Here is a 14590-nt window from a genome sequence, read left to right on the forward strand (position 1 = left end):
AATCTAATAAATCAAATTATAATATTGATTTTTTTGGAAAACGTTAACAATTTAATTTTATTGTACCATATTATTATTTATTATTTTTCGTTTAATTTGTATCTGAGAAACTTTATACCCCATGAAAAGAATTTTAACGCTAACCTTAACCAGTTTATTCTTCTCCATAATTGCTGCACAAACCATCAATATTCAATGGAATGGAAGCAAAGCAATCGATTATGGAAGCAGTAAAACAATTGTTCCGTTTTTTACCAACGAAGGTTTTGCTTTCGAAGAAGGTACAATTTTTTTCCGGTCAAACGAGAAATTGTCGGGCGGTAATCAAAAAATAGGGAATTTAGTATGGGAAAAAATAACTCCAAAAGAAATTTTTGAAATAAGTACTTCGAGTATTCCGACAGAAGAAAATTCAGAAATCGCGTCCTATACCAATCCTTATACGCAGGAAAAAACAGTCAACATTCGAGTTTCTACTTTAAAATTAGAAAAAAACAATCTCTACCGACTGGTTTCTTTTAGCATCTTAAATGGAGGACCGACCAATACTGCTTTGTCGATAAGTGGGAAAATTGGATCTAATGAAAACCCCTTAAAATCAGGCAATTTCTATAAAATTAAAGTAGATAAATCGGGAGTTTTCAAAATCACCGCGAAATTTTTGCGGGATAATGGAATCAATCCTTCCAATATTAATCCGAAAAATTTTAGAATTTACGGAAATGGTGGTTTAATGTTGCCTGAAAACAATTTAGACACGCGATTTTCTGCTTTACAGGAAGATGCAATACAGATAATTGGGGAAAATGACGGCGTTTGGAACGAAGATGATTACGCGCTTTTTTATGCACAAGGTCCTCACGGTTACAATATTTATAAATCGGCCGGAAATTCTAATGGAAACGGTAACCGCAGGATCGAAACAAGAACGGAGAAGTCTAAAAATTTCATCAATATATATGATGACTTTGCTTATTACTTCATCAATTTTGATCTGGGACCGGGAAAAAGAATTCAGGAAATGGATGAAGCGGTCAATGCGAACATCATCAATCGATATGACGATTACCAATTTATCAACGAAGAAAAATTCAACCTGATGAAAATCGGGAGAGTTTGGACTGGAGATTTTTTTACCGGAAGTAAAGCCGTGTCTTTTACTACGAAAACTCCCATTCAACCAACTGATGTCATCAAATTCAGGACAAGAGTTATTGGTTATCAATCCAGCGGAAATAGCATTACGATGGATATTAACAGCATAAATCCTCTGATCTCTTCGATCGCTCCGGATGAAAAGAAGGAATACATTCCGTTGAGATATCCCAATTCAGATTTTGCAACGATTACCAATTTGCAGGGAAATACCATTACCTTCAATTATCAACCCAATACAGGAAGCAACCCGAATGGAAAGTTTTATTTCGATTACGCCGAAGTTCAGTACAAAGAAGATTTGAAATTTAATAATTCCCAGATGAATTTCAGGAGTTACGAAATTGATGAAGGAAGCGGTACAACTTATACTTTTAGTGTTGCAGATGCAGCGGCAGTGGAACAAATATGGCAAGTTTCCGATGTTACCAATGTCATTAAAAAAGTTAATAAATCGGGAAGCACGTCGAATTTTGCTTTTGGTTACAATGCGAACAGCGGCCTTTTCGTCAACGAATTTGTAGCTTTTAAAAGCAGTGATGCATTTGCACCTTCTTTTGTAGGAAAAGTGGAAAACCAAGATCTCTCTGGATTACAAAACATTGATTATTTGATGATTACCGTTCCGCAAATGATGGGTCACGCACAACGGCTTGCCAATTTCTACCAAAATAAATATAATGTTGCCGTAGTTGATATTAATAAAATTTATAATGAATTCAGCAGTGGTAGTAAAGATATTACCGCAATTCGAGATTTTGCAACGAAGCTCAATACTCCGAAGGGAAAATTAAAATACATGTTTATTCTCGGAGACACTTCCTATGATTATAAGGGAAAAAATAGTCCAGGTTCAGATATTATTCCTTCTTATGAAAGTGAAGAAAGCGGAAATTATGCCGATTCTTTTGTGACCGATGATTACTATACAATGACTTCACCACAAGATGCTAGTTCTACCGCTTTATCATCTACCCTTCCCGATTTGCCGGTTGGAAGATTACCCGCAGCAAATCTATCTGAAGCCAAAATATTAATTGATAAAGCGCTTGCTTATAACAACGCACTTCCGGGGCAATCCACACCTTTTGGGGAGTGGCGTATGAAACTTGATTTTGTTGTAGATGATGATGCTGATAATTTGGTTCCTTTCCATAATACCATGAATTCTTCATTGGCCAGTAATTTTGAAATTGGTTCTTTAAGAAAAGAATACAATGTCCGTAAACTCTACCTAGATGCATTTGCTGCTCAAACTTCTGCGGGTGGACAAAAATATCCCCAAATTAACCAAGCGATTTCAAATGATGTGGGCAACAGTTTGTATCTCTTTTATTTCGGACATGGCGGAATCAACGGTTGGTCACAAGAGCGCGTATTAACAACCGATGAAATTCAGAATTTTAATAATTTTAATAATGTATATACTCGTTTTCCCTTAATTTCGACCATCACGTGTGAATTTACTTTATGGGACGATCCGACCACCTTTTCGGCAGGAGAACAGGTCATCAAATCAAAAGAAGGTGGTGCTGCAATGATGCTGACTTCGAGCCGTGCAATCGGCGTGGGTTATGGGGAACAATTTACCCAAATATTTACCAAACGTGCATTTGAATTGGTTAATGATGATTTCGTCAATTTTGGAGATGCATTTTTGAAAGCAAAAATAGAAAAAGGTGCATTTACAGACCATTTGAAAGTCAATTTGTTGGGTGATCCGGCTACAAAATTAAGCCGTCCAAAAAGATTACTCAATATTGACCAGATTGACTCTCCTGTTCCCGGACAATTGCGTGCTTTGGATTTTGTAACTGTAAATGGACACGTAAATAAACCTGATGGCACCGTTGATACTTCTTTCAATGGTAGAGTTGCAATAAACATTTTTGATAAGAGACTGAATAAAAAAACATTGAATAACGACAATGAGCCAAAGATGACTCCAGTTCTTAATTTTACTGAAGAAAACGGTCCTATTGTAAAATCTTCTGGACTCGCCGTAAATGGTGTTTTCAAGGTGGAGTTTTATGTACCAAAAGACATTAATTACGAAATTGGAAACGGAAGAATATTGGCGTATGCTGACAACAAAGTATTCGATGTATTTAACAATCAAATTCAGCAAGTGGGTGGAATTAATCCAGATGGTATCAATGACACCACTCCACCAAAAGTAAAATTATACATGAACAACACGAATTTTGCAGATGGAGGAATTACCGACCAAAACCCTATGCTTCTTGTGTGTGTAAATGATGATAAAGGAATTAATTCTACAGGCTCCGGAATCGGACACGACATAACTGTAATTTTGGATGGTAAAATAGTCGATACGGTCGTTTTGAATGATTTCTATTTTTCTGGGGATGGAAATGGGTGTAGTGATCCTTCATTAAAAGATTATCAAAAAGGAAATGTAAGTTATCCTTTTCGTAAATTAGCACCGGGACCTCACCAATTAACATTTAAAGTTTGGGATATTAACAATAATTCTACAACTGAAACGTTAAACTTTGTAGTTAAAGATGAAACGAATCAAAATTTAGTAGTTAATAAATTATTAAATTGGCCAAATCCTTTTACCAATAAAACGTACGTTCAATTTGAACATAATTGCGATGACATTTTAGATGTAAATGTACAGATCTATACCATCACCGGAAAATTGGTAAAAACAATAAGCACCACTGCATCTGCAGAACCGTTTTTCCAAGGTTTTAGAACACCTAGAACTGCAATTGAATGGGATGGGAACGATGATTTTGGTGATGCAGTAGGAAAAGGAACTTATATTTTTAAAATATTTGCAAAAAGTCAGAACCAAGACAAATGCAAGGGAACTGCAACTGCAGTAGAAAAAATGGTTCTATTAAAATAAAAAAAATAACGACAAAAATTTACTTTATGACATTGACTAAAAAACTATTTTTAGGATTAGGGTTAGGATTGAGTGCAGTGGCGTATTCGCAGATTCAGCCAGTTCTCACCGGCGCACCTTTTCTCCGAATTTCTCCGGATGCAAGAGCAGGAGGATTGGGTGATCAAGGAGTTGCAACAACAACTGATGCTTTCTCTCAGTTTTGGAATGCCGCGAAATATCCTTTCAGCAAAACCACTTCTGCAATCGGAATCAATTATACCCCATATATGGGAAAGTTGACCAATGATGTATTTTTACTTTATGGTGCATATCACCAGTTTTTAGGAGAAGAAGAGAGATCTACAATTTCCGCAAGTATTTATTATTTCAATATGGGTGCTGTTGATCTTACCGATTACGTAGGAAATGAGGTTGTTCAATTAGGAACTGCAAAACCCAATGAATTTTCTATTGATGTTGCCTATGGTTTAAAATTAACCGACACCTATTCCATGGCGGTTACAGGTCGATTTATCCGTTCAGATTTGTCTGGTGGATTTAACTCCGATAATACTTTGAAACCAGCCAATTCATTCGCAGTCGATGTTTCAGGATATTTTATGTCTCCTAAACATGCAAGTATTAATGAATATGAGGGTCGCGCAAGAGGTGGTTTTGCCATCCAAAATTTGGGACCACGTTTAGATTATACCGGCAATGACGAATCAAGATCTTACCTTCCCACAATGGCGAGATTAGGAGCAGGCTACGATTTATTTATCGATGATTTAAACCGCGTAGGATTAAATTTCGAAGCATCAAAAATTTTGGTTCCAGGACCAGACAACGCTGGAAATGTTCCAAATGTAGGCGTACTTGATGGGATCGGAAAATCATTCAGTAATCAAAAAAGTTTAATGTACAGCGGAGCTGTAGAATATGAATACGATAATGCATTTGCCATTAGAGGCGGATATTTTCATGAAAGTGAAGAGCAGGGAGCAAGACAATATGCAACCGTTGGTGTTGGTCTAAAATACCAGTCTTTTGGTTTAGACATGTCCTATTTAATTAACACCTCTAAAGTAAATTCTGCTTTAGATAATACTTTGAGATTCGGCTTAACCTGGAATATTGGTGAAGAATCTTCTAATGCACAAGATTATTAATCATTTGTCATAAAAAATTGAAAGTCTCAAGAAATTGAGACTTTTTTTATACAATAAACTTTAGAGCCTGTTTATACAGTTTCGACCATCAACTTAATGCTTTCGACCTCTACTTTAATGATTACAACCTTTGATTTAATAGTTTCGACTATCAATATAATGGTTACAACATTTGAGTTAATTGTTCCGACTATCAATTTAATGCTTTCGACCATCAATTTAATGCTTTTGACTATCAATTTAATCGCTACAACCTTTGATTGAATAGTTCCAACCATTGATTTAATACTTTAGACCACCAATTTCATAGTTACATCATTTGATTGAATGGTTTCGATTATCAAGTTAATGCCTTTAATTTATAATTGAATACCTGCAACTACTTGGTGAATTCTAATTTTAAAATAATACAGAATCTTAACTTTTAATAGTTTTAGTATTCTCTACAAAAGAATATTTTTGCATTACACTTTTTTGAAAAAAAACTATTGTAGCTTTTGTGGTTTAAAAAATTGTCATGTACTAAACAATAAACTCTTAAATTTACACCATGAATTACGCCACAGAATTTAAAAAATTTGCAACCAGCCAATACATCTTTTCGGCAGTGCGAATTACATTGGCAATTGTAGTTCCGAGTGTCATTTTCGCGTATTTTGGAATACTCAAAGAATTCTTCCTCTTCCCTCTCGCAACTAGTTTTGTGGGATTAACAGATCAACCAGGACCATTTGTGCGCCGAAGAAACTCACTCATCCTCGCCATTGTTTGCTTCTTTTTCGTGGCTCTTATTGCAAGTATTATCAAAGATTATCCGCCATTAATTTATGTGGAAATTGTGGTTTTTGGATTGTTCTTTTCAATCATAGGTGTTTACGGACAAAGATTTGCCGCAGTTGGTTCTTTATCACTCGTCGTTTTAGCCATCTTTATTGATGGTCATTTAACAGGAACCGATATCATAAAAAGTTCCCTCATATTTCTAGCAGGATCTATCTGTTATTTGCTTATTTTTCTGGTCGTTTCCACCATTCAGCCGTACAAGTTAGCCGGACAAATGATTGGCGAAAATTATTTGTTGCTCGCAGATTATCTTAAAATTAAATCGAAATTTTACCTCGATAAACCAGAATTCCCTACGCTATATTCGGAAGTGATTGCCGAGCAAATCAAAATTAAAAATCTTCAGGAAGAAACTCGGGAAACGGTTTTCAAGACACGTAAAATCGTTAATGAATCTACCACAACAAGCAGATTATTAATGTTGATGTTTCTCAATTCCATCGACCTGCATGAGAAATTAATGACTTCCGACAGTGATTACAAAAAAATTCAAGAGAGTTTTGGCGACACCGGTTTTCTGAAAATAATCAGTGAATATCTGGAAAAACTTTCCGCGGAGCTGAGCAATATTGGCATTGCATTGCAAAGCGGTACCAAAGCAAAACCAATATTAAACATCGAAGAAGAACTTCACGCCGTATTTCAAGATTATTTCGACCTTCGAAATCAGAAAATGAACTCCGATAATTTGGAGAATTTTATGATTATGCGCCTAATTTTGGTTAGAATTACAGACATTTCAGAAGAAATTAAAACCATTTATAAAGTTTTCAGTCAAGATCAAAAATTGGCAAAAAGTCTCTCCACCGGATTAGATTTAGAGAAATTTTTACCCAACACTCAAAAATTAAATGTAAAAGTTCTCTGGAACAACTTTTCGCTGAAGTCATCGCACTTCCGACATTCGGTTCGAATTGTTTTGGCGTTATTAATCGGATATTTATTTTCTAAATTAGAATTTCTTGGCATCGGTCACTCTTACTGGATTTTAATTACGATTGTTGCGATCATGCGACCTGCATATTCTACGACGAAACACCGAAATCTTTTACGATTGTATGGAACTTTTGCCGGAGCCATCGTTGCATATCTGCTTTTATTAGGGATTTCAAACGGTACGATACTTTTTGCGCTTCTAATGTTGAACATGATTTTATGTTTCAGTTTTTTAAAAGCGAATTATTTTTGGGCCGTATTTTTTATGACCATTTATATCTTCTTAAGTTTCAACTTTCTGAATCCGGGAAATGTAAACATGATTTTCAAAGACCGAATTTTCGATACAGCTATTGGCGGATTGGTTGCATTTGGCGTTTCATACTTTATTTTACCCGTTTGGGAACATACACAGAATTTAGATTTGATGAAAAAAGCTGCGAAAAGCAATTTAAGATATTTCAATGCGGTTATGGATTTCTTTAGTGCTGAAAAGATCATCATCGAAGAGTATAAACTGAAAAGAAAAGATGCAATCATTGATCTTGCGAATCTTTCAGACAATTTTCAGCGCATGATCTCTGATCCTAAAAATCAACAAAAAAAACTCGAAAACATCCACCAATTTGTGAACACCTCACATCTGATCACTGCTTATATTGCTTCATTCTCCCAATATTCAAAATCTGCAAAAAAATATCCGGAAATCGACTTTGAAAGTTGGAACCGGAAAATTTCTGCCGAATTATTGCGAACAAGTTTGATTTTGGAGCAAAAAAAATTCCATGAAAACATTAGAGAAGAAAGTGCACTACAACCGGCAGATTCTGTACAAAAATTAATGGAAATTCGAAAAAAAGAAATCACAGAAAGCGAAATTTCCAACCTGCGCGATCCGAATAGAATTACGCATTTAACAGAGTTGAAAAACTTACAGGAAATTTTGGAACTGATCTATGATGTTGCGAAAGAACAAAGAAAAGGCGCAGAAAAACTGGAACCCGAAACTCAATCAACAATGGTGAAACAGTAATTCTCAAAGAATTCTACGCGCGCATTAAACAAATCAGAAACCTTCTCATCATGAACTCTGCATTGAATATTGAAAGGAAAATCCAAATGAAATGGTTTTACTTCATAATGTTTTTTCAGCGACCAATAATTGGAATGATGAATTTTGTAAAGACTCTCTTTCAAAGACCAGATCACCGTTAAATACGCGACTTCTTTTTCCTTTTCTATAAAATGCGCCTCATCTTCATTTAAAAATTTATGTTGAATTCTTTTAATTTTAGGGTTAAAAGGTTCAATATCGATCCCAATTTTACTTTTAGAAATCGCCAAAGCTACATACGGAAAAGAATGCGTCACCGAAATTTCAAAATCTTGCGGAAACAAAAAAGGTTCTCGATCGCGGTATAAAATTTTGTGATCAGGTAAAACAGATTTCAGAATTTTGCGAACCAAAAGAAGTTCTTTCAATTTGGTTGGATGGTAATCTTTGATCTTTTCATAATTCTCTGCTTCTACAAGAAACTGAGAATTCAATTCTTCCTTCTCATCGTATTTCCAAAGAAGAATCGTTGCTTTATTATCTGAAAAATCTCTATAAAGTGGCATCAAAAAAATTATAGGGTAAAAGTAAGCAATTTCAAAAAAAACTCATGCAACTTCATAGCTTTAAGTAATAATAAGTATTTCTAAATCTCTTTTGAGAGAAAGAAAGGTATTTCGTACATTTGCAAAAAGTTTATTTAAACACATGGAAATTACAACACAATACGTTCCTTACAAAGTGAAGGACATGTCATTAGCAGAATTTGGAAGAAAAGAAATTAATCTAGCTGAAGCAGAAATGCCTGGTTTGATGGCGATTCGTGAAGAATACGGTCCATCTCAACCATTGAAAGGAGCAAGAATTGCGGGTTGTCTTCACATGACGATTCAAACTGCAGTTTTAATTGAGACTTTGGTTGCACTTGGCGCAGATGTTACTTGGTCTTCTTGTAACATTTTCTCTACACAAGACCACGCAGCAGCAGCAATTGCAGCAGCAGGAATCCCAGTTTATGCTTGGAAAGGAATGACTGAAGAAGAATTTGAATGGTGTATCGAACAAACCGTATTTTTCGGTGAAGACAGAAAACCATTAAATTTAATTTTAGATGATGGTGGTGATTTGACCAACTTGGTTTTCGATAAATATCCAGAATTAACAGCTGGAATCAAAGGACTTTCTGAAGAAACTACAACAGGAGTTCACAGATTGTACGAAAGAATGGCAAACGGAACTTTGGTAATGCCTGCAATCAACGTAAATGATTCAGTTACAAAATCAAAATTCGATAACAAATACGGTTGTAGAGAATCTGCAGTAGATGCAGTGAGAAGAGCAACAGATTTAATGTTGGCTGGAAAAAGAGTCGTAGTTTGTGGTTACGGTGATGTAGGTAAAGGAACTGCAGCTTCTTTCAAAGGAGCCGGATCTATCGTTACTGTTACAGAAATCGATCCAATTTGTGCATTACAAGCTGCAATGGACGGATTTGAAGTTAAAAAATTAAGCACTGTAGTTGAAAATGCAGATATCGTAATTACAACTACCGGAAATTATAATATCGTTAAAGGTGAAGACTTCAAAAAAATGAAAGATAAAACCGTTGTTTGTAACATCGGTCACTTCGATAATGAGTTGGATATGGCTTGGTTAAACGAAAATTATGGTAGCACCAAATATGAAGTAAAACCACAAGTTGATGTTTACAATATCGATGGTAAAGAAATCATCATTTTAGCAGAAGGTCGTTTGGTAAATTTAGGTTGTGCAACAGGACACCCAAGTTTTGTAATGAGTAACTCATTTGCCAACCAAACTTTAGCTCAAATTGAACTTTGGACAAATGCAGCAGCTTACGGAAATGAAGTGTATATGTTGCCAAAACATTTAGATGAAAAAGTAGCATTTTTGCACCTTAAAAAATTAGGAGTTGAATTAGAAACTTTATCAGAAGATCAAGCAAAATACATTGGTGTTCCAGTTGAAGGTCCTTTCAAACCAGAATATTACAGATATTAATCGAATATTATTTCGGATCAATAAATGCAAAACGCTCTGAAAATTTCAGAGCGTTTTTTTTAGTTTTCTACAGCAATCAATTGAAACAAAAGATCATACTTGTCGCCCAGTTTTCTCTTCAATCTTTGCTTGGATTTCTTTACTGCCTCGACAGTAATTCCTAGCAATCCAGAAATATCAGCGTTCGAAAATCCTAATTTTTGAAGCAAAATGATCCGCAAATTCGAAGCAGTGATTTCGGGAAAATTCTCCATCAAATTATCGTAAAAATCGGAATGTTCCCGCTGGAATTCGCTTTTAAAATTGCGCCAGTTTTCCTCCGTCATCAAATGAGATTGCAGCAAAGCATCAAGTTTTCGATGTTCTTTCTCGCCCGATGGTAATTCGGTGTTTTTTATCTTTTCAATTTCAAGATGTAGTTTTTGGATCTGAGTATTTTTTCGTTTTAAAAAATCAATTTGTGAATCTAAAGTTCTATGAGCATCGGCAAGTTTTTGTTCGTTGCGCACATTGGTTTTTTCGTATTCTTTTATTCGACTATCATTTTGACCTTGCCGTAATTTCTCCCTTTTTTTCGCATAAAAAACAACAGTTATCACCAGTAAAATTAATAAGACTGAGGTGACAAAAACTAAATTTTTAATAAAAGATTCTTTTACAAGTTGTTGTTTGGCGGAAGCAATATTTTGCTGATAATTTCTTTTTTGCAGCATCCAATTCGCCTGATTGAGTGGCAAAACTCCATCGGTTTTGCTCAACGAATCTTCTAAAATCCCAATACGTCTTCGGACTCCAAGTTCATCACCGCCATTATTTTGCTTATAGATGATTTGTAATTTCAGTTTTAAAATTTCAAGTTCATTCGTCTTAAAGTAAGGTTTCGATTTTGCGATGAAATCGGCTTTTTTTAACGCTTCATCGGCTTCCAAAACCTGGTTATTCGCAATAAATAATCTTGCCAGAACCGTGTACGCAAACATGGTGTTTTGCTCAGCTTGAAAGCGCTCAGAAATTTGAATATCCTTCTGCAGCAATTCAATTGCACGTGGGTAATCTTGATTTTTTTCATAGATCAGTCCTAAATTACCGATCGCTTTTGCATACCGAACACTATCTCCTACAGATTTCGCTACTTCAGAAGCTTTATCAAAATTTTTTCGGGCATTGACTAAATCTCCCAACTGCAAATAGTAATATCCCAAATTATCACTGATCATCGCATATTCAGACGTATCGTGATTGGTGTATTTAATGGCCTTTTTCAAATAGTTGACCGCTTCCTTTTTATTGCCAATCGTTCCCAAATAAAAACCAATTTTAGTAAAAGATTTCCCAGGAAATATAAGTTTTGCTGGATCACTTTGATCAATTTTTTCAATAGCGGTGGCAAAAAAAGGAAAAGCTTTCGTCATGTGCCTGTAATTGTAAAAATATTCGGCATAACAAAGTGTAGCCCAAATTTCGAGTGCTTTATCATCTAATTTTTGACCATATTGAATAGATTTGGAAAAATGATGATTGCTTTTATCATTAATTCGGTCGTAAGCTTTCGCATGTGCATTTGCAAGCAAGAGATGATACAAGACTTTATCGGAATCTGAATTGCGCTTCTGAAGAGGTTTTATAATGCTTTTAATCGCAACAGTATCTTTCACCAAAAAATTTCTTGGTGATAAGATTCGCTCCCAATTGGAAATATTATTCTTAGCTGTATTCAACTGAAACTGCTGTGCCTGAAAAGAAAAAGCAGAAAGTAAAAAAAATACCCTATATAAATATTTTATTCGCATTAACCTTTAAAACAAAATTATGCATGAAGATATAAAAAAAATTGATAATTGTGAATAATACCATCATATATAATTATGTTTACAGCAAAAACAAAGCGAATGGTCTGATTTCTTCATGAATAAAAATCCTAGAACTGAAAATAAATAAATGAAATGATTACTTTAATATTTGCTGATTTTCAAAAAATACAACTTAGAAAACGCCGTATTAAAAATGGTTTTAGAATTTGTCCACCTTTTGTCCACCCTATGAAACTGATTTATTTGACCATTTCAATTACTTTTGATTTGAAAAAAAATAGAAAACGGAACTTAAATCAAAATGCGAAGTTTCGTTGAGTTCTAAAAACACAAATGAATAACTCCTTTAACTAAAAAAGTTCAAGGAGTTTCTTTTTTAAAATTTTAAAGAACAGAACCACGCTCAAATTCGTAAATTTACAAGGACGAACGAAAATTACATTATCAGTTATAAAAACCCATTGTGGTTTTCAGACAAGGTGAAATCGCCAAACGAGAAAAAAAATTTTTGATTGAACCGAAAGACACTGCTTTTCATAGGAAATCAAATAATTCACGTAAAACCGTTCGAATGAATAGAAAACACCAAAAATTCAATCCCATTTAATAGAAAATTATGAAAAGACATGATGCTTTAGTACAACTCAGCCGCGACCATCACTTTGGGTTATTGCTTTGTTGGAAATTAAAAGAAGGCTTGAAAAAAGAAATTGCCGTGGAAAGGATGGAAAAATACATTCGCCTGTTTTACAGCACCAATTTAAAAGACCATTTTGCGGAAGAAGAAGAATCTATATTTAAAATTTTGGGCAATGATCATCCCTTAATTTCAGAGGCGGTAACACAACATCAAATCTTTCGAAAAATGGTACAAAATGGCTTTAAAAAACCTGAGGAAATAGAAACTTTTCGGGCATTGCTCGAGCTTCATATTCGAACAGAAGAAAGGGTAATTTTCCCTGAAATAGAAAAGCAGGCGACAGATGAACAATTGGAAGCTATTTTAAACCTGAATCATCCCGAATTGAAAGAACCAGAATACGACGATTTGTTTTGGAAATAGAAATTACCACGATCATTTAACTAAATAATCCGGAAGGAAATTCCGGATTATTTTTATTTTTTTCTTTTGGCTTTGGATTTTGCTTTTTCCTGCGCGCGATTGGCTCCAATTTTTTTCGGAAGTTTTCTCGCATGTGGACCGCCCCAGTTTTCTTTTTTGTTCTTGTCCTTTTTTTCGTGAAAAGCACCGCCACCTTCTTCCAGCTTAATCACATTAGCGTTTTTCATTACAACCTCATCTTTTTCAGAAGCAATTTTCACTCTGTTAATCTTAACTTCCGCTGGGAATTCTTTGATCAGTAATGACCGATCCATCAAAAGTTCAATATCAAACAATTGCGCTTCTTCAGTTCTGGTCACAAATGAAACAGCGATTCCGTTTTTATCGGCTCTTCCTGTTCTACCAATTCGGTGGATGTATTGTTCCGGAACTTCAGGGATTTCGAAATTGATAACGTGAGTAATATCTGAAATATCCAAACCTCTCGCCATAATATCGGTTGTTATCAATCCGCGAACTTTTTGATTCTCGAAACTTCGCATGGCATTCAATCGATAATTCTGCGATTTATTGGAGTGAATGACATCAAACTGATCAGGGAAAAGTTCTTCAATTTTGGTGTACAGTAAATCGGCGTGTCGCTTATTATTACAGAAAATTAATACTTTCGAAAAATCTAAATCCGTTTTCAGTAAATTTTCAAGTAAATTAATTTTGGTGTTAAAGTTTTCAACTTTGTACGCAAACTGTTCTATTTTTTCTAAGGGAGTTCCCGATTTTGCGAGAGAAATTTCCAACGGGCCGGAAAAATATTCATATAATAAAGAATCAACTGCTTCAGTCATGGTCGCAGAGAAAAGAATATTCTGTCTTTTCTCCTTCATCATTTGAAAAATATGCGTCAATTGTGCTTTGAAACCTAAATTCAGCATTTCATCAAACTCGTCGATGATTAATTTATTTACTTCTTTCAGAGAAATGGCATTGTCAATCGCTAAATCCATTACTCTTCCAGGAGTTCCGACTAAGATATCGCAACCTTCATTAAAAAGTAATTTCTGAGTTTTAATGTTTTTTCCACCGTAGATTCCGATTACTCTTGCGGTAATATTTTGTGTTAAATTCTCTACAATTCCTGCAACCTGCACCACCAGTTCTCGTGTTGGAACAAGAATTAAAACGGTAGGATTTCCTGATTTGTTGTATTTCCAATTTTTTAATACAGGTAACAAATACGCCAGAGTTTTACCCGTTCCGGTTTGAGCAATTCCCATCACGTCGCGACCTGAGAGAATCGGTCCTAAACTTTTTTCCTGAATAGGAGTTGGTTCAAACAAATTTGAATCTGCTAAAACATCGAGAATTTTTACTGGTAAATTAAAATCTGCAAAAGTGGTTTTTTCCATTTTGCAAAGATAGTTTTTTTGATAGGATTTTAATATGATGTCTTTTCGATGAATGAGAAATAAGTTTTTCAGCCTCTCACATTGCTTTTTACTGCTTACGAAAGGTCAAACAGAACTCTTCTTAACAGATTCAAAACCATCAAAAAAGTTCCTCGCAAAAATCCTGAAATACAAATTTATTTTCAATGAAAACAATTTGAACAGTAACTTTTAGGTCACAAAGCATACTTATAAAAACAGAAACGGTGTTTTGCGCCGTCTTACTAAA

The 14590-nt window shown here is 34.8% G+C and carries 8 protein-coding genes; 5 read left to right on the forward strand and 3 right to left on the reverse strand.

The features are described 5' to 3' along the window. Window positions 1-121 precede the first annotated feature (121 nt). From porU to BW932_RS07820, 3 genes are all read left to right on the forward strand, one after another. On the forward strand, window positions 122-4036 hold the full coding sequence (gene porU, locus BW932_RS07805; RefSeq protein ID WP_076386931.1) for a type IX secretion system sortase PorU: 3915 nt from the start codon (window positions 122-124) through the stop codon (window positions 4034-4036). 26 nt (window positions 4037-4062) lie between these two features. Continuing rightward, window positions 4063-5187 carry a type IX secretion system outer membrane channel protein PorV gene (porV, locus tag BW932_RS07810; protein ID WP_076387023.1) on the forward strand — a complete coding sequence of 375 codons (1125 nt, stop codon included), beginning with the start codon at window positions 4063-4065 and terminating at the stop codon, window positions 5185-5187. 550 nt (window positions 5188-5737) lie between these two features. Further along, window positions 5738-7999, forward strand: coding sequence for an FUSC family protein (locus BW932_RS07820; RefSeq protein WP_076386933.1), 2262 nt, complete (start codon window positions 5738-5740; stop codon window positions 7997-7999). Here BW932_RS07820 and BW932_RS07825 read toward each other — a convergent pair. Then, entirely contained in the window at window positions 7975-8586 is a 612-nt protein-coding gene (locus BW932_RS07825) for a 4'-phosphopantetheinyl transferase family protein (RefSeq protein ID WP_076386934.1), read from the reverse strand. The two genes, BW932_RS07820 and BW932_RS07825, sit on opposite strands and share 25 nt — an antisense overlap. Window positions 8587-8728: 142 nt before the next feature. On the opposite strand from BW932_RS07825, the gene ahcY reads away from it, so the two are divergent. Beyond that, the gene (gene ahcY, locus BW932_RS07830) at window positions 8729-10042 is read left to right on the forward strand and encodes an adenosylhomocysteinase (protein ID WP_076386935.1); all 1314 of its coding nucleotides are present in this window, start codon (window positions 8729-8731) and stop codon (window positions 10040-10042) included. A gap of 59 nt (window positions 10043-10101) precedes the next feature. On the opposite strand, the gene BW932_RS07835 is transcribed toward ahcY, so the two are convergent. Next, complete coding sequence (locus BW932_RS07835) at window positions 10102-11697, reverse strand: tetratricopeptide repeat protein (RefSeq protein WP_159436423.1); 1596 nt, start codon at window positions 11695-11697, stop codon at window positions 10102-10104. Window positions 11698-12469: 772 nt separating this feature from the next. On the opposite strand from BW932_RS07835, the gene BW932_RS07840 reads away from it, so the two are divergent. Further along, the gene (locus BW932_RS07840; RefSeq protein WP_076386937.1) at window positions 12470-12916 is read left to right on the forward strand and encodes a hemerythrin domain-containing protein; all 447 of its coding nucleotides are present in this window, start codon (window positions 12470-12472) and stop codon (window positions 12914-12916) included. Between the two features lie 53 nt (window positions 12917-12969). On the opposite strand, the gene BW932_RS07845 is transcribed toward BW932_RS07840, so the two are convergent. Further along, complete coding sequence (locus tag BW932_RS07845) at window positions 12970-14322, reverse strand: DEAD/DEAH box helicase (protein ID WP_076386938.1); 1353 nt, start codon at window positions 14320-14322, stop codon at window positions 12970-12972. Window positions 14323-14590 lie beyond the last annotated feature (268 nt).

The organism is Kaistella chaponensis (assembly GCF_900156725.1).
Classification (GTDB): Bacteria; Bacteroidota; Bacteroidia; order Flavobacteriales; family Weeksellaceae; genus Kaistella; species Kaistella chaponensis.